The sequence below is a fragment of the Propionicimonas paludicola genome (genome assembly GCF_002563675.1).
GTDB lineage: Bacteria > Actinomycetota > Actinomycetes > Propionibacteriales > Propionibacteriaceae > Propionicimonas > Propionicimonas paludicola.
Genome location: NZ_PDJC01000001.1, coordinates 1,206,226 through 1,228,515, shown reverse-complemented (window position 1 = coordinate 1,228,515; position 22,290 = coordinate 1,206,226). Strand labels below are relative to the sequence as shown.

Annotated in this window: 16 protein-coding genes; 9 read left to right on the top strand and 7 right to left on the bottom strand. The window is 68.8% G+C overall.

Translation table 11 applies throughout. From position 1 onward, the window contains the following. Positions 1 to 45: 45 nt before the first annotated feature. Genes ATK74_RS05625 through ATK74_RS05615 form a run of 3 tightly spaced genes read left to right on the top strand, consistent with a single transcriptional unit; the run spans position 46 to position 4,095 of the window. On the top strand, positions 46 to 1,107 hold the full coding sequence (locus tag ATK74_RS05625) for an App1 family protein phosphatidate phosphatase (RefSeq protein ID WP_098460118.1): 1,062 nt from the start codon (positions 46 to 48) through the stop codon (positions 1,105 to 1,107). Continuing rightward, complete coding sequence (locus tag ATK74_RS05620; protein ID WP_098460117.1) at positions 1,108 to 3,558, top strand: DNA gyrase/topoisomerase IV subunit A; 2,451 nt, start codon at positions 1,108 to 1,110, stop codon at positions 3,556 to 3,558. It begins immediately after the preceding gene. Between the two features lie 42 nt (positions 3,559 to 3,600). Further along, the gene (locus ATK74_RS05615; RefSeq protein ID WP_211283292.1) at positions 3,601 to 4,095 is read left to right on the top strand and encodes a beta-class carbonic anhydrase; all 495 of its coding nucleotides are present in this window, start codon (positions 3,601 to 3,603) and stop codon (positions 4,093 to 4,095) included. 2 nt (positions 4,096 to 4,097) lie between these two features. On the opposite strand, the gene ATK74_RS05610 is transcribed toward ATK74_RS05615, so the two are convergent. After that, entirely contained in the window at positions 4,098 to 5,078 is a 981-nt protein-coding gene (locus tag ATK74_RS05610; RefSeq protein WP_098460115.1) for a pirin family protein, read from the bottom strand. A gap of 58 nt (positions 5,079 to 5,136) precedes the next feature. Continuing rightward, positions 5,137 to 7,248 (bottom strand): DNA gyrase/topoisomerase IV subunit B, encoded by a 2,112-nt coding sequence (locus ATK74_RS05605; protein ID WP_098460114.1) that lies wholly within the window; start codon positions 7,246 to 7,248, stop codon positions 5,137 to 5,139. 139 nt (positions 7,249 to 7,387) lie between these two features. Between ATK74_RS05605 and ATK74_RS05600 the strand changes: the two genes are divergently transcribed. The 4 genes from ATK74_RS05600 (at position 7,388) to ATK74_RS05585 (ending at position 10,707) form a co-directional block, all read left to right on the top strand. Next, a complete protein-coding gene (locus ATK74_RS05600) occupies positions 7,388 to 7,579 on the top strand; it encodes a DUF7455 domain-containing protein (RefSeq protein ID WP_098460113.1) in 192 nt (63 codons plus the stop codon). 72 nt (positions 7,580 to 7,651) lie between these two features. Continuing rightward, entirely contained in the window at positions 7,652 to 8,176 is a 525-nt protein-coding gene (locus ATK74_RS05595) for an O-acetyl-ADP-ribose deacetylase (protein WP_098460112.1), read from the top strand. Further along, positions 8,173 to 10,053: an alpha/beta hydrolase family protein gene (locus ATK74_RS05590; protein ID WP_098460111.1), complete on the top strand. Its 1,881-nt coding sequence runs from the start codon at positions 8,173 to 8,175 to the stop codon at positions 10,051 to 10,053. Before ATK74_RS05595 ends, ATK74_RS05590 begins: the two co-directional genes overlap by 4 nt. A gap of 9 nt (positions 10,054 to 10,062) precedes the next feature. Further along, positions 10,063 to 10,707, top strand: a complete 645-nt coding sequence (locus ATK74_RS05585) for an HAD family hydrolase (RefSeq protein WP_098460110.1) — start codon at positions 10,063 to 10,065, stop codon at positions 10,705 to 10,707. A gap of 22 nt (positions 10,708 to 10,729) precedes the next feature. Here ATK74_RS05585 and ATK74_RS05580 read toward each other — a convergent pair whose 3' ends face one another. Continuing rightward, complete coding sequence (locus ATK74_RS05580; RefSeq protein WP_425440095.1) at positions 10,730 to 12,136, bottom strand: RNA polymerase sigma factor; 1,407 nt, start codon at positions 12,134 to 12,136, stop codon at positions 10,730 to 10,732. Positions 12,137 to 12,250: 114 nt separating this feature from the next. On the opposite strand from ATK74_RS05580, the gene ATK74_RS05575 reads away from it, so the two are divergent. Both ATK74_RS05575 and ATK74_RS05570 read left to right on the top strand, forming a co-directional pair. Beyond that, positions 12,251 to 14,362 (top strand): S9 family peptidase, encoded by a 2,112-nt coding sequence (locus ATK74_RS05575; protein WP_098460109.1) that lies wholly within the window; start codon positions 12,251 to 12,253, stop codon positions 14,360 to 14,362. Positions 14,363 to 14,521: 159 nt separating this feature from the next. Next, the gene (locus tag ATK74_RS05570; protein WP_098462039.1) at positions 14,522 to 15,469 is read left to right on the top strand and encodes a sigma-70 family RNA polymerase sigma factor; all 948 of its coding nucleotides are present in this window, start codon (positions 14,522 to 14,524) and stop codon (positions 15,467 to 15,469) included. Between the two features lie 61 nt (positions 15,470 to 15,530). Here ATK74_RS05570 and ATK74_RS05565 read toward each other — a convergent pair whose 3' ends face one another. The 4 genes from ATK74_RS05565 to hrpA all read right to left on the bottom strand — a co-directional run bounded on the left by ATK74_RS05565 (position 15,531) and on the right by hrpA (position 22,256). Further along, complete coding sequence (locus tag ATK74_RS05565) at positions 15,531 to 16,394, bottom strand: acyl-CoA thioesterase (protein ID WP_098460108.1); 864 nt, start codon at positions 16,392 to 16,394, stop codon at positions 15,531 to 15,533. 3 nt (positions 16,395 to 16,397) lie between these two features. Then, positions 16,398 to 17,297, bottom strand: coding sequence for a PAC2 family protein (locus ATK74_RS05560; protein WP_098460107.1), 900 nt, complete (start codon positions 17,295 to 17,297; stop codon positions 16,398 to 16,400). Between the two features lie 18 nt (positions 17,298 to 17,315). Next, positions 17,316 to 18,218: a LysR family transcriptional regulator gene (locus ATK74_RS05555; protein ID WP_169923746.1), complete on the bottom strand. Its 903-nt coding sequence runs from the start codon at positions 18,216 to 18,218 to the stop codon at positions 17,316 to 17,318. Between the two features lie 270 nt (positions 18,219 to 18,488). Beyond that, positions 18,489 to 22,256: an ATP-dependent RNA helicase HrpA gene (gene hrpA / locus ATK74_RS05550; protein WP_098460105.1), complete on the bottom strand. Its 3,768-nt coding sequence runs from the start codon at positions 22,254 to 22,256 to the stop codon at positions 18,489 to 18,491. Between the last annotated feature and the right edge of the window lie 34 nt (positions 22,257 to 22,290).

Genomic DNA, 22,290 nt, shown 5'->3' with positions numbered 1-22,290 from the left:
GGTCGGCTCAGCCCCAATTCCGGTCGGCTCATTTAGGGTGTGGGAGTGAGCACCCGCCCGTTCTTCGCCGCGCGCATGGAGGAGTTCTTCGATCGCCGCGTGGAGTCGTTTCTGCGCGCGCTCGGCTGGACCGAGAAGGTGATTTGCTACACCGGCTACGGGACTGCCGCCAGCGCTCGGGTACTGGGCCGGGTGATCCTGGTACCGCGCCGAGCCCGCACCGGGATCGGCAAGGCCACCGAGGAGATCATCCGCCGGCGCGGCTTCCGCAACTTCGTCGGGGCGGCCTGCGTCCGGGTTCCGGTGACCATCTGGATCGGCGACCAGGAGGTGCACACCGTCACCGACCGGGGCGGCTACATCGACCTGCGAGTGCGCCAACCCAACCTGGAGCCGGGCTGGCAGAGCTTCCGAGTCCGCAGTGCCGGCTCCGAGGTGGCCAAGGGACGGGTCCAGATCATCGCCGACGACGTCCGGTTCGGGATGGTCTCCGACATCGATGACACGGTGATCTCCACCTGGCTGCCCCGTCCGCTGATCGCCGCCTGGAACTCGTTCATCCGCGACGAGTCGGCCCGCCAGGCCGTCCCGGGGATGGCTCGGCTCTACCAGCAGGCGCTCGCCGAGCATCCCGGCGCCCCGGTGATGTACATCTCCACCGGCGCCTGGAACACCCATGGCTTCCTGGATCGCTTCTTGTCCCGGCACGGCTTCCCGTCCGGCCCGATGCTGCTCACCGACTGGGGCCCGACCAACACCGGTTGGTTCCGCTCCGGGATGGCCCACAAGACCGAGACCTTGCTGCAGTTGACCAGGGACTTCCCCAACATCTCCTGGGTGCTGGTCGGTGACGACGGCCAGCACGACCTGTCGATCTACTCCGACTTCGCCCGGGTCGCACCCGATCGGGTCCGCGCCATCGCCATCCGGCAGCTCTCCCCCACCGAACAAGTTCTGGCTCATGGCACCAACACGACCTTGAATGAGCAAGACGACATCGCCCCGGAGATACCCTTGGTCCTCGCTCCGGACGGACGCGGGCTGCTGGCCGGTCTGCGCAGCCTGGAGGCTGATCCACACGAGGTCGAAGAGAAGGGGGACCGCTAGATGGTCGCCAAACCACCGCCCGTCGATGAGGATTTCAGCGAGCGGATCGTCGATATCGACGTCACCGAGGAGATGGAGACCAGCTTCCTCGAGTACGCCTACTCGGTGATCTACTCCCGGGCCCTCCCCGACGCGCGGGACGGCCTGAAGCCGGTCCAGCGACGCATCCTGTTCACGATGGATCAGATGCGGATCCGTCCGGACGCCTCGCATGTGAAGTGCTCCCGAGTGGTCGGTCAGGTAATGGGTCTGTACCACCCGCACGGTGACTCGGCCATCTACGACGCCCTGGTCCGGCTGGCCCAGCCCTGGTCGATGCGGCTGCCCACCGTGGACGGGCACGGGAACTTCGGCTCGCTCGACTCCGGCCCGGCTGCCATGCGATACACCGAGTGCCGGATGGCCCCAGCCGCGGTTGCCATGACCGCCGACCTGGAGGCCGATACCGTCGACTTCCGGCCCAACTACGACGGCAAGGAGTCCGAGCCGGTGGTCTTGCCGGCCGCCCTGCCGAACCTCCTGGTCAACGGCTCCACCGGGATCGCTGTGGGCATGGCCACCAACATCCCGCCGCACAACCTGATCGAGGTCGTCCAGGCGCTCAAGCACCTGCTGTGGCACCCGGACGCCGATCTGGACGAGCTGATGCGCTTCATCCCCGGCCCCGACCTGCCCACCGGCGGCAAGATCATCGGCCTGGATGGGATCCGGGACGCCTACGCCACCGGACGGGGCAGCTTCCGCGTCCGCGCCTCGGCTCGGATCGAGCAGGTGCACCCGCGGCGCAAGGGCATCGTGGTCACCGAGCTGCCCTACATGATCGGCCCGGAGCGGATCATCGAGCAGGTGAAGAACCTGGTCAGCGCCAAGAAGCTGAGCGGAATCTCGGACATCAAGGACCTCACCGACCTGGCCAACGGGACCCGGCTGGTGATCGAGGTCAAGAATGGGATCAATCCCGATGCCCTGCTCGAGGAGCTCTACCGGCTGACCAAGCTGGAGGACTCCTTCGCGGTCAACAGCGTGGCCCTGGTCGATGGCCAGCCGAACACGCTCAGCCTCAAGCAGCTGCTGGAGGTGTACCTGACCCACCGGCTGGACGTGATCCGGCGCCGCTCGGCCTTCCAGCTGGGCAAGGCTCAGGACCGGCTGCATCTGGTGGACGGCCTGCTGATCGCCATCGTCGACATCGACGACGTGATCGCCATCATCCGCTCCTCCGACGACGCTGCCCAGGCCCGCACCCGGTTGATGGACGCCTTCGAGCTCAGTGAGATCCAGACCAACTACATCCTGGAGATGCAGCTGCGCCGGCTGACCAAGTTCTCCCGGATCGAACTGGAGGCCGAGCGTGATCGGCTGCTGGCCACGATCGCCGACCTCCGGGAACTGCTCGACTCCCCCGAACGGCTGCGCCAGACCACAGCGGCCGAGCTGGACGAGGTGGCCCGGGCCCATGGGACGCCCCGCAGGACCATTCTGCTGGCCTCCGGCGGCAACCAGGTGACCGGGGCCAAGGCCGCCGCCGCGAGCCTGGAGATCGCCGATGAGCCGTGCTGGGTGATGCTCTCCTCCACCGGACTTCTGGCCCGCACCGACAACGATGAGCCGCTGCCCACGTCCGGCCCACGGGCCGGCCATGACGTGATCTCCTCGGCCATCCGGACCACCGCCCGCGGCGAGTTCGGCGTACTGACCAACCGCGGCCGGCTGTTGCGCGCTCAAGCCATCGACTGCCCGGCCGTCCCGGTGACCGCCGCCGCGCCCAACCTGCAGGGCGGCTCACCGGCCGCCGAACTGCTCAGCCTCGAGTCCGGCGAGCGGGTGCTCGGACTGAGCACGCTCACCGAGCAGACCTACGGCTGGGCACTGGGCACCGCCCAGGGGGTCGTCAAGCGGGTGAACCCGGAGCTGCTCAGCAAGGACGCCTGGGAGATCATTCGGCTCGACGACGGCGACGAGGTGGTCGGTGCCGTCGAACTCCCCCACGACCTGGACGAGCTGATCTTCATCACCTCCGACGCCCAGCTGCTGCACTTCCCGGCCTCCGGGGTGCGTCCGCAGGGCCGCTCCGGCGGCGGAATGGCCGGGATCCGGCTCTCCGAGGGGGCTCGGGTCGTCCACTTCAGCGCGACCTCGGTGTCCGACGCCAGCGTGGTGTCGGTGGCCGGATCGTCCTCTGCCCTGCCGGGCACCGATGCCGGCAGCGTCAAGGTGACCCCGCTGGCCGAGTACCCGGGCAAGGGACGCGCCACCGCTGGGGTGCGCTGCCAGCGCTTCCTGAAGGGCGAGGACGTCCTGCTGCTGGCCTGGGCCGGCGCCGATCCGGTGATCGCGTCCGCGGCCAGCGGCGCTCCGATCGACCTGCCCGCGGCCGACCCGCGCCGGGACGGCTCCGGCACTCCCGCGACGCAGCCGATCGCCGCCATCGGGTCTAGGTATCACAGCTGAGCCGCTGAGCTGCGACACCGGTCACCGCCTAAGGTGACCGGTGTGGATGCATCGTTCGACGATCTGCTGGAGGCGAACCAGCGCTACGCCACCTCGGCACCGCGCAACTTCGACGGCTATGCCCATGCCGGCATCGCCGTGGTGACCTGCATGGACTCGCGGCTGCAGCCGCTGGAGATGCTCGGGTTGTTCCTCGGTGAGGCCAAGATCCTGCGCACCCCCGGCGGCCACGTCACTCCCGACGCGCTGTTGGGCTGTGCGCTGGGCGTCCAGCTGCTGAAGGTGGACCGGATTCTGGTGATCAGTCACAGCCGGTGCGCCATGGCCTCTGGTGACGACCAGGCGTTGCGCGACCGGATCCGCACCGAGCGTGGCGTCGATGCCTCCGACTATCAGTTCGGTGCCGATCCCGACCAGGACGGACGACTCCGCGCCGATGTGGCGCTGCTCGCCGCGCACCCACTGATCGCCGGGCAGGCCACGGTGGGCGGCTTCCACTACGACGTCGACAGCGGGCTGCTGAGCCGGGTCTGCTGAGGCTACTGGCGGCCTCTGCGGAACCGACGCTTCAGGCGCAGGTCGGCCGGCAGCGGCGGCGCCTCCAGCCGTGGCGTGGCGCCGCGGTAGCCGGACACGGCTCCGAAGCGGTCTTCGGGAGCCTGATTCCACTCCTCACGCAGCCGGACGATGTCCTCGTGGCTTCGGCCGATGAAGTTCCACCACATCACAACGCCCTCGTCGAACGGCTCACCGCCGAGCAGCATGATCCGGGCCGGGCGATCGGTCGGGTTGGTCAGTCGCAGGTGATCCAGCCCGGCGTCCCGCACCCCCAGCACACTGCGGTCCAGCCGGACACCGTCGAAGTCGACCTGCCCGCTGTCCACCAGCACGCCGTGCTCGTGGCCGGCCTCGACGGCCACCTCCCAGGTGGCGCCGGCGTCGAGGATCACTTCGGCGCCCAACAGCGGGGTCTCGGTGCGGATCGGCGAGACCACCGAAGCCAGGCTGCCGATCAGCACCTTCGCCCGCACGCCCTGCTCGTCGTAGACCTCCGGCACGTGGTGCTGGAACTCCCGGACCAGATCCTTGCTCTCCTGCGGAAGCACCACCCACAGCTGGACGCCGTGCAGCCGGTCGGTGGCCGGCGTCGACACCTCGGAATGGGCGATCCCGTAGCCGGAGGTCATCAGGTTCACCTCACCCGGACGCACCATCGAATGGACGCCGCCGGAGTCACGATGCTCGATCTCGCCGTCGAAGAGCCAGCTCACCGTCTGCAGGCCGGTGTGCGGATGCGGCGGGACGTCCATGCAGACGCCCTGCTCGGGGCCGTAGTGATCGGCGAAACACCAGGCGCCCACGAAGGAGCGGCGTAGCGACGGCAACGTCCGGCGCACTCGCAGCGCATCCGCGCCGCCCAGGGCGACGTCCTTGGGTTCGATGACCTGGATGCCGTCGGCGTCGTGCTCCTCGGTCACCGGAGCGTCCACCATCTCGGATCTGGCTTCGGTGTTGCTCATCGCACCTCCTGGGTCCGCTGCTGCCTTGTCGGCAGCCTACGTCAGCCCTGGGAGCTGCTCAGGCATCGATCCGGCCGGCGTCTAGGGCGTAGGCGCCCTCGACAATGAACTCCTTGCGCGGGCCGACGTCGTTGCCCATCAGCTTCTCGAAGACCGCCTCGGCCGCAGCGGCCTCGTCCACGCGCAGCCGGCGCAGCGTCCGGCGGCGCGGGTTCATGGTGGTGTCTGCTAGCTGGTCGGCGTCCATCTCGCCCAGGCCCTTGTAGCGCTGCGGCTCCTTGAAGGACTGCCCCTTCTTGGTCAGCTCGGCCAGCTTGCGCCGATACTCGGCCTCTGAGTAGGTGTAGAGGAACTTCTCGGTGCCCTTGCGCGGCCCGATCAGTTCGAAGCGGTGCAACGGCGGGACGGCCGTGTAGACCCGGCCGGCCTCGACCATGGGACGCATGTACTTGAAGAACAGCGTGGCCAGCAGCGTCCGGATGTGCGCGCCGTCGGCGTCAGCGTCGGCCATGAAGATGATCTTCGAGTAGCGGGCCGCGTCCAGATCGAAGGTGCGCCCGGAACCGGCGCCGACCACCTGGATGATCGAGGCGCACTCGGCGTTCTTCAGCATGTCGCCGACCGAGGCCTTCTGGACGTTGAGGATCTTGCCCCGGATCGGCAGCAGCGCCTGGAACTCCGAGTCCCGGGCCAGCTTGGCGGTGCCCAGTGCCGAGTCGCCCTCGACGATGAACAGTTCGGTGCGATCCAGCTCGGTGCTGCGGCAGTCGGCCAGCTTGGCCGGCAGGGTGGAGGACTCCAGCGCGTTCTTGCGGCGCTGGGCTTCCTTGTGCGCCCGAGCCTGGACCCGGGTCCGGGAGGCCGAGACCACCTTCTCCATCACGGCCCGGGCCTGCGGCCGCTGGGCGGCCTTGTTCGAGGTCAGGAAGTCGCCGAGCTCGGCTTCGACGATCCGGGCCACCAGCCGGGCCACCGGCGGGGTGCCCAGCACCTCCTTCGTCTGTCCTTCGAACTGAGGCTCGGCCAGCCGGACGGTCACCACGGCCGTGATGCCCTCCAGGACATCCTCCTTGGTGATCTCCTCGCCGGCCTTGAGCAGCCGGGTGCCGTCCAGGCCGCGAAGGAAAGCCCTGGTCAGACCGCGCTCGAAGCCGGTGACATGGGTGCCGCCCTTGGGGGTGGCGATGATGTTCACGAAGGAGACGACCTGGCTGTCGTAGCCATTGCCCCAGCGCAGCGCGACGTCGACCTCCAGGGTGCGCTCGACATCGGTCGGGGTCATGGCGCCGTGGTCGTCGAGCATCGGCACGGTCTCGGTGAACTGGTCGCTGCCCTGCAGCCGCAGCACGTCGGTGACCGCCGCGCCGGTGGACAGGAAGTCGCAGAACTCACCGATGCCGCCGTCGTGCTTGAAGACCTCGACTTCCTCGGTCTCGCCGCGAGCGTCGGTCACCCGCAGCTCCAGGCCGGGAACCAGGAAGCTGGTCTGCCGAGCCCGAGCCAGCAGCTGGGTGCGGGAGAGCTGAGCGTCCTTGAGGAAGATCTGGCGATCAGGCCAGTAGCGGATCCGGGTGCCGGTGACGTTCTTGCCGACCCGTCCGACCTTGCGCAACTCGTTCGACGGAGTGAACGGCGCATCCGGGCCGTCACCGTCGAAGATGCCCGGGACGCCGCGTCGGAAGCTCATGGCCCAGATGGCGCCGTTGCGATCCACCTCGACATCGAGCCGGGTGCTCAGCGCGTTCACCACTGAGGCGCCCACGCCGTGCAGGCCGCCGGTGGCGTTGTAGGTTCCGGCGCCGAACTTTCCGCCGGCGTGCAGCTTGGTGAAGACCACCTCGACGCCGCTCAGCCCGGTTCGCGGTTCGATGTCGACCGGGATGCCACGCGCCACGTCGAAGACCTGGATGCTGCCGTCCGCGTTGAGCCGCACCTCGATCCGGTCGCCGAAGCCGGCCAGCGCCTCGTCAACGGCGTTGTCGATGATTTCCCACAGGCAGTGCATCAGGCCGCGAGTGTCCGTTGAGCCGATGTACATGGCCGGCCGCTTGCGAACCGCCTCCAGGCCCTCGAGCACCAAAAGGTGCCTCGCCTCGTACTCTCTGCCCTCGCCTGGCTTGCCCGTGCTCACCGCCGAAGGGTATCTCGGACGTGTGACAGTTCTTTGCATTCGGGTAACGGTGTCGTGGAAAGAGGGACTTCGCCGTCGGGCTGCCTACACTGGACGCCACGGGAACAATCTGGCCTCAGTTCATGTTGCTCTCGATGCCGGAAGCTCTGCTGACGTGGGTGAGAAAGTGAGGAGCGAGATGAGTACCAGTTTTGCCGAACCCTTGACCGCTGCGGATCGCTGTGATCGTTGTGGCGCGCAGGCCTATCTTCGGGTAACGCTCCCCTCCGGTGGTGAATTGCTCTTCTGCGGGCACCACGCCAAGGCACATTCCGCGAAGCTCAGCCAGGTCGCCTTGTCGATCCAGGACGAGACCAGCAAGCTCAACTGATCACGACTGACCGAGGGCCCCGGGAGCGACTCCCGGGGCCCTCGTGCCTTGTCCGGCTGAAATACTGCGTCCATGACCGTCGTCGAAGCCGTGCGTGGCGACCTGACCCGGCAGCACGCCGATGTCCTGGTCAACGCCGCCAACTCCAGCCTGCTCGGAGGTGGCGGGGTGGACGGAGCCCTGCACGCCGCTGCCGGCCCGGCCCTGCTGGCCGCCTGCCGCCGACTCCGCGCCGAACAGCTCCCCGACGGTCTCCCGGTCGGTGAGGCCGTCGCCACCGAGGCCGGCCTGCTGTCGGCCCGCTGGGTGATCCACACCGTCGGCCCCAATCGCAACGCAGGGCAGACCGATCCTGCCCAACTCGCCGCCTGCTATACCCACAGCCTCGACCTTGCGGTCCGGCTCGGCGCAACCTCGATCGCCTTCCCGGCCATCGGAGCCGGGGTCTACGGCTGGGATCCGGCCACGGCTGCCGAGGTGGCCGTCCACGCCGTGCGCAGCCATCCGACCGACGGACTGGAACTGATCCGGTTCGTGCTGTTCAACGACCCGCTTCTGGCCGCCTTCCGCACCGCCCTGGAGGACACTGCCCAATGATCAGCAGCTACGGCAGTTGGCCGTCCCCGATCACACCGCAGGATCTCACCGCAGCCGCGCTGCGGCTCAGCCCCGGCATCATCGACGCAGGCGTCCGGTACTGGACCGAAGGTCATCCCGAGCAGAGCGGCCGGGTCAGCCTGTGGCAGCACCGCCCCGGCGAGCCGGCCGCCGAGCGCACCGACCCCGGCGTGAACGTCCGCACCCGAGTGAACGAGTACGGCGGCGGTGAGTGGACGGTGGCCGACGGCCTGGTCGCCTACTGCAGCGCCCCCGACGGCTCGGTCTGGCTGGACACCGGGGACGGCCCGGCCCGGCAACTGGCCCCCGGCGACGGCTATCGCTACGCCAGCCTGTCGCTGGCTCCCGAGCACGGTCTCCTGCTGGCTGTTCGCGAGGATCACCGCGGATCGGGTGAGCCGCCGCAGACGATCGTGGCCCTCGCATTGGACGGCGAGAATGCCGACGGCGGACGGGTGCTGGTGCACGGCGCCGACTTCTACGCCCACCCGAGCCTGAACGGGTCCGGGCAGCTGGCCTGGTGCGAATGGAACCACCCGCAGATGCCCTGGGAACAGGCCGCCATCGTCGTGGCTCCGCTCACCGAGCCGACCCGGCGCACCGAGGTCGAGGCTGGCCCCGGCGTCTCGGCGCTCTACCCGGCCTGGGCTCCGGACGGCGCCCTGATCTACCTCAGCGACGCCACCGGCTTCTGGAACTTCCAGCGCTGGCAGGACGGCCTCAGCCAGAGCCTGTGGCCGGCGCCCTACGACTTCTGTGGGCCGCTGTGGGTGCTCACCCCGGTGCCGTACACCATCATCGACGCCACCCATCTGGGCTGCAGTTGGCTGGTCGACGGCTTCGCCCGTCTCGGTGTGCTGGACTTCAGCGACACGCCCCAGCTGGAGGAGCGGGACTGCCCGGCGGTAAGCGCGGCTCTGGGCGGACGGGGCCGGATCTGCCTTGCGTTGTTCGGCTTCGCCGACCGGCCCGCGGAGCTCGTTGAGTTGGACTGGGCGACCGGACACTGGGCCACCATCCGGCGCACCGGTGCTCCGGCGCCGGCCACGCTGGCCGTCTCGATCGCCCAGCCGGTCAGCTGGGGATCCCCGGACGGCCCGGTGCACGGCTGGTTCTACCCGCCGGCCTCGACCACCCATCGGGCCCCCGACGGCGAGCTGCCGCCGGTGCAGGTGTGGACCCACGGCGGTCCGACCGCCTTCTCCGGGCCCGAGTTCAGCCTGGCCGTCCAGTTCTGGACCTCCCGAGGGATCGGCATCCTCGACGTGAACTACTCCGGCTCCACCGGCTATGGCCGGGCCTATCGCGAGCGGCTGCGCGGCAGTTGGGGGATCGCCGACGTCCGCGACTGCGTGGGCGGGGTGAGCAGCCTGGTCGCGGCCGGGCTGGCTGATCCGCGGCGGCTCAGCATCCGCGGCGGGTCGGCCGGCGGGTACACCACCTTGGCCGCGCTGACCAGCACCGACGTGTTCGCTGCGGGGATCAGCCTGTACGGGATCGGCGACCTCGAGACCTTGGCCACCGACACCCACAAGTTCGAGTCCCACTACCTTGACGGCCTGGTCGGACCCTATCCGGAGGCGATCGCCGAGTATCAGGAGCGGTCCCCCATCCACCACCTCGACCGGCTGGACTGCCCGATGCTGATCCTGCAGGGCGCGGACGATCCCGTGGTTCCGCCGGGCCAGGCCACGGCAATGGCCGAGGCCGTCCGGGCCAAGGGGTTGCCGGTCCGGCTACGGATCTTCGACGGCGAGAGCCACGGGTTCCGGCGGGCCGACACGATCATCGAGGTGGCTGAGCAGGCCCTGGACTTCCTGGCCGAGGTGCACGGCTTCACTCCGGCCGGTCGCTAGGCTGATCGGATGCGCTATGTGGTCTGGGACTGGAATGGAACGCTGCTGAACGACCTGGCCTGCGCGGTCTCGGCCACCAATCAGCTGCTGGACGAGTTCAGGCTCCCCCGCCTCGCCGGCGTCGCCGCCTACCACCAGGTGTTCCGGTTCCCGGTCCGCGATTACTACGCCGACCTGGGCTTCGACGTGTCCCCGGAGGGCAACTTCGATGCCGCTTCACGGCGCTTCCTGGAGCTGTACTTGGCCGCGGCCCGCGGCTGCGAGCTGCACGACGGAGCCACTCAGACGATGGCTGCGCTGCACTCCGATGGCATCGGCCAAGTGCTCATCTCCGCCTCGGAGCAGACCAACCTGACCACACAAGTGACCCCGTTCGGCCTGGACGGCTGGCTGGAGCAGGCGCTGGGGCTCAGCGACATCTACGCCGCATCCAAGCGGATGCTGGCCGAGCGTTGGCTGGAGAGCACGGGTGCGGATCCCGCGCAGGTGCTGTTCGTCGGAGACTCCGAGCACGACTACGAGATCGCTGCCGGCCTTGGTGCGCGGTGCGCCCTGTACAGCGGCGGGCACCAGTCCCGTCAGCACCTTGAGTCATTCCCGGTGCCGGTAATCGACGACCTTCGCCAGGTCGCCGAGCTGGTCCGGGCCGGCTGAGCCGACCCGTCCGCAGCCGACCTCAGTCGAGGTAGTCGCGCAGCACCTGCGAGCGGGACGGGTGACGCAGCTTGCTCATGGTCTTGGACTCGATCTGCCGGATCCGCTCGCGGGTCACACCGTAGACCTTGCCGATCTCGTCCAGGGTCTTCGGCTGACCGTCGGTGAGCCCGAACCGCATGCTGACCACGCCGGCTTCACGCTCACTGAGGGTGTCCAGCACGTCGTGCAGCTGCTCCTGCAGCAGGGTGAAGTTCACCGCTTCGGCCGGAACGACCGCCTCGGAGTCCTCGATCAGGTCACCGAACTCGGAATCGCCGTCCTCGCCCAGCGGGGTGTGCAGCGAAATCGGCTCGCGGCCGTACTTCTGGACCTCGACGACCTTCTCCGGGGTCATGTCGAGTTCCTTGGCCAGCTCCTCCGGAGTTGGTTCGCGGCCCAGATCCTGCAGCATCTGGCGCTGCACGCGGGCCAGCTTGTTGATGACCTCGACCATGTGCACCGGGATGCGGATGGTGCGCGCCTGGTCGGCCATGGCCCGGGTGATGGCCTGCTTGATCCACCAGGTCGCGTAGGTGGAGAACTTGTAGCCCTTGGTGTAGTCGAACTTCTCGACCGCACGGATCAGACCGAGGTTGCCCTCCTGGATCAGGTCCAGGAACAGCATGCCGCGGCCGGTGTACCGCTTGGCCAGCGAGACCACCAGTCGCAGGTTGGCCTCCAGCAGGTGGTTCTTGGCGCGGCGTCCGTCTTCGGCGATCCACTCCAGGTCTTCCAGGTCGGCGCCGGCGTTGGCCTCGTTGACGGTCTCCTCGGCGAACAGGCCGGCTTCGATCCGCTTGGCCAGCTGGACCTCCATCTCGGCGTTCAGCAGGGCGACCTTGCCGATCTGCTTGAGGTAGTCCTTCACCGGGTCGGCGGTAGCGCCGGCCACCATGACCTGCTGCTCGGGCTCGTCGGCGTCATCGGCGTCAGAGAGGCTGAAGCCGCCGTCCTCGACCAGCTCCTGCTCGGTCTTGGCCGCCTCGGCGGGCTCGAAGCTGGCCTCGTCGACATCGTCCAGGGTGCGCTTGCGTCCGCCGACGGTCAGGACGACGTCGTCGCCCTCCCGCTCGAACCGAACCGCCTCGCTGGGAGCGACCAGCACCTCTTCGACGGTGACGTCCTCGACCTCGACGTCCTCCTCGATGACCTCGTCATCGGCCAGGACGTCCTCGGTGGGTTCGCTATCCTCGGCAAGCTCGAGATCATCCTCGATCACCTCATCGGTGGCGACCTTCTTCACGGGCGCCGCAGCGGCCTGAGCCGGCTTGCGACCGCGCCTCTTGACTACGCTTTCAGAGCTGTCCACTGGTTCGGACACCGACGCGGCCTTGGAACGGGGTGACACGGGCAACCTCTCGATAATGCGTTTCAGGGCGCACAACAACCGGGTGTTGTCAACGCCTCAGGGATCTATTCTGGCACGCCCTACCCGATCTCCCAACTCCACTCAGCCCTTCTGCGCAGGCGAGTCGAGCGCTGCTGGCCTAGGCTGAACCTCATGCCTGTCGCCCGGCCGCCGATCGCCCCCCGCGTGCGTTCTCGTCGCCGCCGTCACGGCGAGGTGGTCGACGACTACTACGCCTGGATGCGGGACAAGCAGGACCCGCGCCTGCTGAGTTACCTGGATCAGGAGAATCACTACACCGAGCAGGCCACAGCCGAGCTGGCCGAGCTGCGCCAGTCCATTTTCGACGACCTGGCGGCCCGCACCCAGCAGACCGACATGAGCGTGCCGGAGTTCGTCCACCACCCGGGGCTGGGCGACTACTGGTACTACGCCCGGACCACCGACGGGCTGGACTACCCCAGCTACCACCGCTGCCCGGCCGCCTCCCGCGACCAGATTCCCGATCCCAGCCAGGGCCGGGTGGACGGTGAAGAGCTGCTGATCGATGTCCAAGCCCTGGCCACCGGCTCGGAGTTCCTGGCGTTGGGCACCTTCGCCGTCTCCCCGAACGGGCGGCTGGCCGCCTACTCGGTGGATCGCACCGGGGACGAGCGCTACCAGCTGCAGTTCCTCGACCTGGCCACCGGCGAGTTGCTGCCCGACCGGATCGAGGAGGTGGCCGCCGGCGGCGATTGGGCCCTGGACGACGCCTTCTGTTATCTGACCGTGGACGACGCTTGGCGCCCGGACCGGCTGTGGCGGCATCGGCTGGGTAGCACCGAGCCCGACGAACTGCTGTTGACCGAGCCGGACGAGCGGTTCTGGCTCGGCGTGGACGCCTCCCGCAACCATCGCTGGCTGGTGGTGAGCGTGGCCAGCAAGAACACCACCGAATGCTGGCTGGCCGACCTCACCGTTCCTGGGGCTGAGTTGTTCAGCATCGGCGGACGCACCGAGGGGCTGGAGTACGACGTCGAGGTCGCCAACGACCGGCTCTTCATCGTCCACAACCGTGATGCCGAGGACTTCGCCCTCGCCGAGGCCGACTTCGACTGCCGCAGCGTGGCGCAGTGGCGTTCGCTGTGGCCGGGAGAGAAGGGCGTCCGGCTGCTCGGCGTGACCGCCTACGACCGGTGCCTGGTGGCGGCCGTGCGCCGCGACGGGCTGGCCACGGTGACCCTGCGGCATCGCGATGCGGACGGCAATGTCGGTCCGGAGACCGAACTCGGCTTCGACGAGCCGATCTATCAGGTTGACGCCGACGACGGTGATGAGGCCGACACCGATCGGATTCGGATCGCCTACCAGTCGATGGTGACCCCGGATCAGGTGATCGAGATCAGCCTGGTGGACGGCTCCCGGCGGCTGCTGCGGGCCCGTCCCGTGCTCGACCACCCCCAGCTCGGCCCCTACCGTCCCAGCGACTACCGGCAGCGCCGGGAGTGGGCCACCGCTGCCGACGGCACCCGAGTCCCGATTTCGCTGGTCTATCGGGCCGACACCCCCCTGGACGGCACCGCGCCCTGCCTGCTGTACGGCTACGGCGCCTACGAGGTCAGCGTTCCGCCGTCGTTCTCGATCGCCCGGCTCAGCCTGCTCGACCGCGGCTGCGTCTACGCCATCGCGCACGTCCGCGGCGGCGGTGAACGGGGTCGCTCCTGGTACGAAGACGGCCGACTGGAACACAAGCAGAACACCTTCACCGACTTCCTCGCCTGTGCTGACCACCTGGTCAGCGCCGGCTACACCAGCCGTGACCGGCTCGGCATCGAGGGCGGCAGCGCCGGCGGGCTGCTGATCGGAGCCGTGCTCAACCTGGACCCGGGCTGCTGCGCGGCCGCTCTGGCCGCGGTCCCCTTCGTGGACGCGCTGAACACGATCCTGAACCCCGACCTCCCGCTCACCGTGATGGAGTGGGAGGAGTGGGGCGACCCGGTGCACGACCCGAAGATCTACCGGCTGATGCGCAGCTACTCCCCCTACGAGAACATCCGCCCGGCCCGATACCCGGCGATCCTGGTCACCGCCAACCTGAACGACACCCGGGTCGAGATCACCGAGCCGGCCAAGTGGGTGGCCCGGCTGCGTCACGACAGCGCGGGCGGCGAGGTGCTGCTACGCACTGAGCTGGTGGCCGGGCACGGCGGACGCTCCGGCCGCTATCAGGCCTGGCACGACATCGCCTTCGAATGGGGCTGGCTGTTGGACCGGATTCGCCCCTGATCGGTGGTGTCCCCTACCGCTGAGGTAGGGCGGACATCAGACCACAGTCTTGATCTGGCCCTCCAGGTTGCCTTCTGGGTAGCTTCGGCCACGTCAGTGGCACAAAACCACCCCTCCCACACGTTGTACTGAGTGAGACAGCGAAAGGGAGTTCACGTGATTGCTACCGCACACCGAGTCCGCAGCACCGATGGCATCGACGGTAAGGACGCAGTCGGCCTCTACCTCGACGGGATCGCCAAGACCCCGCTGCTCACCGCGCCGGAGGAAGTCGAGCTCGCTCGGCTGATCGAGGCCGGTCGGTTCGCCCAGGCCCTGCTCGACGGCACCATCAGCGCCGAAGAGGCAGTCCGGCTCCGCGGCGACGCCACCGACGAAGAGCTTCACGCCATCGCCGACGAGGGCGAACGCGCCATGCAGCGGTTCATCACCGCGAACCTGCGCCTGGTCGTCTCGGTCGCTCGCAAATACGGACGCTCCCAGCTTCCGCTGCTCGACCTGGTCCAGGAAGGCAACACCGGCCTGATCCGGGCCGTCGAGAAGTTCGACTACACCAAGGGCTTCAAGTTCTCGACCTACGCCACCTGGTGGGTGCGTCAGTCGATCTCCCGCGGCATCGCCCAGCAGGGACGCATCGTCCGGCTCCCGGTGCACGTGGCCGAGCAGGTGAACCAGGTCTCGGCGGTCCGCCGCACCCTGGAGCGTCGCCTGGGTCGCGACCCGGAGCTGGTCGAGATCGCCGCCGAGCTGGGGATCACCGAGGAGCAGGTCATCGATCTGCTCCGGCTGGCCCGTGACCACGTCAGCCTGGACGCCCCGATCGAAGAGGACGGCGACACCGCCCTGGGTGATCTGTTGGCCCGTGAGCTCTCCCCCGGACCCGACGAAGTCGTGTTGGACGCCGAGGATCGGGCCCGGCTGGAGGCGATGCTGGAGACTCTCGACGAGCGCTCGGCTGATGTCGTCCGCCGTCGCTACGGGCTCCTGGACGGCCGTCAGGCCAAGCTCGCCGACATCGCCGAGATCTGGGGAATCACCGCCGAGCGGGTCCGCCAGATCGAGCGGCACGCGATCAACAAGCTGCGCAGCGGGGCCGAAGCGGCCTGACCGCAGCACCAAGCCGACGGCGTCGGCCCCGGGCACCGCGCTCGCCCGGGGCCGGCGCCGTTTAGTCGATCAGCCGGATCAGGCCCTCCTGGGCGCAGGACGCGGCCAGCCCGCCACCGGCGAACATCCGCCCGAAGCTGAAGCCGAGCCCGGACGAGGCCGACGGCGACACCTGGTCGTAGAGCAGCCACTCATCCGCGCGGGCCGGCCGGTGGAACCACATCGAGTGATTCACCGAGGCCACCTGCATCTTCGGGCCGGCGAACTCCACCGGATGCGGCACCGTGCTCACCGCGAGCAGGGTCAAGTCGCTGGCGTACGCCAGCATCGCCTGGTGCAACCATCCGACATCGGGCAGCGGACTACTGGCCCGTACCCAGACCTTCATCTCGGCGTCTCGGCGCGCTGTGGGGTCGAAGCTGGAGGTGTCCGAGGCGAAGCGGGTCTCGATCACTCCCCATTCGCTCTGCCAGGCCGCCGCAGCTCGTCCGCCGCGGGCGCCGAGCACCTCCGACAGCGGCGGGCAGTCCTCCGGTGCGGGGACGTCCAGTGGCATCACATCGGAGTGGTCCAGCCCGGGCTCGTCCACGTGGAAGGAGGCCACCATCGAGAAGATCGGCTTGCCCTGCTGGCTGGCCAGCACCCGCCGGGTGGAGAAGCTGCCACCGTCCCGGGTGCGCTCCACCCGGTAGCTGATCGGAACGCCGAAGATTCCGGCCCGAAGGAAGTAGGCGCCCAGCGAGTGAGCGACTCGATCATCGGCGACGGTCCGATAGCCGGCGGTCAGCGCCTGAGCCAGCACCTGGCCACCGAAGACCCGCTGCAACATCCCTGACTGCGGGTCGGCTCCGACCGCGACGAACTCGTCGGTGGAGAGCTGCTCCAGCTCGAGCAGGCTGATGAACTCAGCGACGCTGCCCGGCACCGGCTATCTCCGGAAGTCCGGGGGCGGATCCTGCTCGGCCAGGAACTGCTCGACGGCAGCACCGATCTCCTCCGCCGTGGGCAGCGAGGCGGCACCATTGGCGGCCAGCCGGTCGTACTGCTCTTCCAGAGCGGCGACCACGGCCGGGAACTCGGCGTCGTCGGAGGTCTCTGCTGCGATCGTGGCCAGGTTCGCTGCCGCCTGCTCGGCCAGCGGCTGGAAGTCGATGGTCAGCTCGGCGGTAGCCGCGACCCGCTCCAGCACGGCCCGGACGGCCTGCGGGAAGGTGGCCTGCGCCAGGTAGTGCGGGACGTGGGCCACGAAGCCCTGAGCCAGCAGACCGGCCTGGCCGGCCCGGTACTCCAAGACGTGCGAGAAGCTGCCCGGAAGCTGCACCCGGTCGATCCACATCGGGTTGCCCGAGACCACGGCCGGGTCGGTGGCATGTGCCGTGACCAGGGTCGGACGGCTGTGCGGAACCGCCATCGGCACTCCGGACACGGTGATCAGCCGGGAAACCTGCAGCTGCTCGGCCAGACCAAGCACGGCCGCACACGTCCGGTTCCACTGCGTGTCCGGCTCCGGGCCGGTGAACAGCAAGAAGGGCTTGCCGGTGGCGTCCAGCAGTCGGTGCAGGACCAGCGAGTAGTCGGTCAGCGAGACCCAGGAGTTGGTGTCGAAGACCAGCTGTGGCCGGCGCGAGCGATAGTCGTGAAGCTGATCGTGATCGAACTCGGCCAGCACCTCGTGCTCACAGACACTGAGCAGATACGCCGCGGCCTGGTGGGTCACCGAGCCGGCGTCGATGTACCCGTCCAGCAGGTGCAGGAGGGCCGGACGTGAGCCACCCAAGGACGCCGCCAGATCCGGGTCCAAGGAGTACAGCTGCCGTGGGTCAAGCATTCCGCCACTGTACCCGGCTCATCGCTGGAGTTTGCGCCCCAGTTCAGCCAGGACGCCTACCGCGCGCATGGCGGCGGCATTGTTGCGCACACTGTCTCGGACCAGGGCCACGATCCGACGCTGCGGAGTCGGGTTGATCGGGCGCACATAGGCCACATCGAAGCCCGACCAGCGCAGTGCCAACTGCGGCACCAGGGCGATGCCGACCCCGGCCGCAACGAAGGCCAGCCCGGTGACGTGGTCCTGGGCTCGTGCGGCCAACCGCGGCGTGAAGCCGGCCTGCGCACAGGCCTGCTCGTAGAGCCGGTTCGCCATCGGATCACGGAAGTCGTACTGCACCCAGTCGTCCTGGGCGAACTCGGCCAGGTCGATGGTGTCCGCGCCCGCCTTGGGATGGTCGGGCGGGAGCGCCACCAGGAAGTCGTCGGTGGCCAGCTCGATCCGGGCATAGGCCGAAGGCACCACCACCGGGTCGGACGGCAACTCGGTGTGCACCTCGATGTCGGCCTGGCCGGCGGCCTCGGAGGTGTCGGCCTCGTTGATCGACAGCTCGAAGGCGATCTCCGGGTACTCCACTCGGAGCGTCCGGGCCACGGCCGGCATCCAGGTGTAGGCCGCCGAGGCGAATGAGCGCACGGTCAGTCGGGTCGAAGCACCGTGCCGCAGGTCGCGGGCCTGGGCTTCCAGCTCGGCCATGGCCTCCAGCACCGGCGCGCTCGCTGCGGCCAGGGAGTGGCCGGCTGCGGTCGGACGAATGCCGCGTCCGACCCGCTCCACCAGCGGGAAACCCACCTCCCGCTCCAAGGTGTGCAGGTGCTGACTGACGGTGGATGGCGTGTAGCCCAGCAGCCGCGCGGTGTCGTTCACCGAGCCACTGGCAACCACCGAACGGAAGATGCGAAGTCGGTTCAAATCCAGCATGACCACATTATAAGGCATTGCCGAACGATTGTTCGGAAAAGTCAGCTTGTCCCGAACAGTAAAACCCGAGATGATTTTCCCATGTTGAGCCGACGTGTGACCGATCGCGACTACGAGCGCCTCATTGCTGAGCTCGAACTCATCGGTCAAGAAGATGCCCCCCGAAGCCTCGGTCGCCACCACCTCCTCGGTGACGATCGGCGGACCCGCCGTGTCCCGCTCCTCGCCGAGCGGGACCGGCGAGCTGCCTGGGTTGTGTAAGCAGCCCTCCTAGATTCCAAGACTGCGAGCCGCAGCCGCCACTGCGGCTCGCACTCGCTTCGGCGAGACCGGGACGGACGTCCCCAGCGACTGAGCAAAGAGGCTCACTCGCAACTCTTCCAGCAGCCAGCCCAGGTCGGCCACCTCGACCGGGAGCGGCCCGGTGATCCGGTCGCACAGCTGGCCATACTCGTCCTCCAGTTCGGCGATGACCGCCGCAGCCTCCGCCTCCCGTTTCGGATTGCTGCCGTCGGTCTCCAGCCGGCGCAACGCGCCCCGCAAGTACCGCGGCAGGTGTGGCCAGGCGTTGGCCGAGGTCGCCGCGATGAATCCGGCGAAGACCAGCCCGCGCAACTGCTCTGCCACGTCGGTCGCCGTGGCCTGACCGGCCCGCGGCAACTGCGCTCGCACCTGCCCGGCCAGCGTGAGCACGGTCGCCGTGGTGTCGACCAGTTGCGCCATCAACGCAGCCACGTCACCGCGCACCGCGTCGGTGAGTCGAGTCAGCCCAGCCTGATCGCGGACCTCGGCCAGTCCCCCGACCCGATCCATCAGATCTCCGATCGCCCGTAGCCGGGCATCGGCCAGCAGCGTCGGCACGCTCGGATAGGGCGAGGTGGCCAAGGCCAGCTTGGTCTGGTTGGACATCCGGGAGACCACCCAGTTGGTCGGGTCCACTGTGGTCAAGGCGATCAGCCGACGTAGCCCCGCCCGGTGCGACCGGCTCGCCTCCGCGAGATCGGTGAAGACCGCTACCCCCACCCGATCCACCCGGTCCACCAATGCCACCGGCACCGGTTCGGGGGCCTCGACGCTGATCGGCAGCGTGCCGAACTCCCAGCGGGTCGCACCTGGGTGAGTCACATGGGCGGCCGCAGCGTTCAACGTGCGCTGCACTCGCGGGGCCAGGCTGCGCTGCAGCTCCCCCAAATCACGACCCACCACCGGAGCCGCACCCTGCTGCTGGATCCGGAACCGGACCTGTAGATGCTCAGGCACCTTGTCCGGCGCCCAGTCGCCGGCGGCCACCTGCACCCCGACCAGCACCTGCACGGCTCGGCCCAGAGCGGTCCACAGCGGCTCGCCGGCGACCCGGGGCTGATCCTCCAGCCACGCCAGAGCGCGGGCTGCGGTGTCGGGCACCGGCACCAGCCGAGTCCTGGTCTGCTTGGGCAAGCCGCGCAGCAGCTCGGCGGCCAGCTGGGCGCGCAGCCCGGGCACCTGCCAGCTGAACTCGGCCGGGTCGAGGCCGGCCAACCTGGCCAGCGGCACCTCGACAGTCACACCGTCGTGACCGCTGCCCGGGTCGAAGGCGTAGTCGATCGGGAGTTCCAGGTCACCGGTGGACCAGACGTCCGGGAAGCCACCCTGATCGACGGCCACCTCGGGGTCGACCAGATCGTCCACGCTCAGGTCCAGCAGGTGCGGATCCTGCCGCCGCGCCGTGGACCACCAGCGATCGAAGTGCGCGACGCTGACCACGTCGGCGGGGACCCGAGCGGCGTAGAACGCGGCGATGGTGGCGTCGTCGACCAGCAGATCGCGACGACGGTTCCGATCGGCCAGATCCTCGGCCTCGGCGCGGACCGCCTGATTGCGTGCCCAGAAGTGATGCCGGGTCCGCCACTGGCCCTCGACCAGGGCCGCCTGGATGAAGACCTCGCGGGCCACCACCGGATCGATCCGCGCGTAGCTGACCGTCCGTCCGGCCACGATCGGGACGCCCAGCAGCGTGACCCGCTCGGTGGCAACGCACTGCCCACCCTTGGCCGACCAGCGCGGCTCTGAGTAGCTGCGCTTGATCAGGTGCTCGGCCACCTGCTCGACCCACTCGGCCTTGATCGGTGCCACGGTTCGGGCCCACAGTCTCGTGGTCTCGACCAGCTCGACGGCCATCACCAGTTCGGGATTGCTGCGGGCCGCACTGGATCCCGGGTTGATCGCGAACCGCGCCCCGCGGGTGCCCAGGTACTCCGCCGGCCCCCGACGCCGGCCCCGCTCCGGCTTGGCCAGGCTCAGCGGATCGAGCAGGCCGATCTGCGAGGCCAGGCCAGACAGGATGGCGATGTGCACCCGATCCAGGTCGGCCGGCGCATCGTTGCGGTGCAGGCCCAGTTCCTTGCCGGCCTCCAGCAGCTGACTGTGCAGGTCCTGCCACTCCCGCACCCGCAGGAAGTTCAGATACTCGTCGCGGCACATCCGCCGAAAGGCGTTGCCGGACAGCTCCTTGCGTTGCGCCTTGAGGTACTGCCACAGCCGGAGCAGCGCGGCCACGTCCGAGCCGTCCGGGCTGGCCTGGTCGCCCTCGCCCAGCGGTGCCCAGAAGCGGCGATGCAGGGCATCTGCGGTCGCGGCCTGGTCCAGTGGACGCTCCCGAACGTCGGGAATCGTGATCCCGGCCACGATCGGCAGCACCTCTCGCAGACAGCCCAGCCGGTCGGCTTCGATCAGCATCCGGCCCAGTCGCGGGTCGACCGGAAGCCGGGCCAGCTTGCGCCCGATCGCGGTCAGTCGCACTCCGGTCTTGGTGTGGCCGCGGTCACGTCCGGCGATCGCCCCCAGCTCGGTGAGTAGCCGGACGCCGTCGCGGACCTGACTGGCGTCGGGGGGCTCGACGAACGGGAAGCCTTCCACGTCGCCGAGTCCGGCCTCCGCCATCTGCAGGATGACCGAGGCCAAGTTCGTCCGCAGGATCTCCGGCTGGGTGAACTCCGGACGGGCCGCGAAGTCCTCCTCGCTGTACAGCCGGATGCAGATGCCCGGCCCCAGTCGTCCGCAGCGGCCGGCCCGCTGGTTGGCCGAGGCCTGCGAGATCGGCTCGATCGGCAACCGTTGCACCTTGGTCCGGGCCGAGTAGCGGGAGATCCGGGCGAAGCCGGGGTCGATCACGAACCGGATTCCGGGCACCGTGATCGAGGTCTCGGCCACATTGGTGGCCAGCACGATGCGGCGTCCGGTGTGCGCCGCGAAGACCCGATGCTGCTCCTCTGCCGACAGCCGGGCGTACAACGGCACCACTTCGGTGAACCGCAGGTCCATGGCATTGATGGCGTCGGCGGCATCGCGAATCTCCCGCTCCCCGGAGCAGAAGACCAGGATGTCGCCGTCCAGCCGAGCGGTCAGCTCGGTAACCGCGTCACAGATCGCGTCGATCTGGTCGCGGTCGCGCTGATCGGCGGCTCCGGCCACCGGCCGGTAGCGCAGATCCACCGGGTAGCTGCGTCCGGACACCTCGATGATCGGTGCGCCGCCGAAGTGCTCGCTGAACCGCTGGGTGTCGATGGTGGCCGAGGTGATGATCACCTTCAGATCGGGACGCCGCGGCAGCAGCTGCTTGAGGTAGCCGAGTAGGAAGTCGATGTTCAGGCTGCGCTCGTGGGCCTCGTCGATGATGATCGTGTCGTAGCGGCGCAGCTCCCGGTCCTTGGAGATCTCGGCCAGCATGATGCCGTCGGTCATCACCTTGACCCGAGTCTGTCGGCTGCGCTGGGAGGAGAACCGGACCTGGAAGCCGACCGTCTGGCCCAGCGGCTCGCCCAGCTCCTCAGCCATCCGGGCGGCCACGCTGCGGGCAGCCAGGCGTCGGGGCTGGGTGTGGCCGATCTGGCGGCGTCCGGCCAGCAGGCAGATCTTAGGCAGTTGGGTGGTCTTGCCCGAGCCGGTCTCGCCGGCCACGATCAGCACCTGGTGGGCGATCAGGGCGTTGCGGATCTCCTCGACATGGGCGCTGATCGGCAGCGCCTCATCGAAGTGAAGCTCAGGCAGTTCGGGATCCATAGCCGGCCAAGACTACCGATCCGCCGGACGGAAG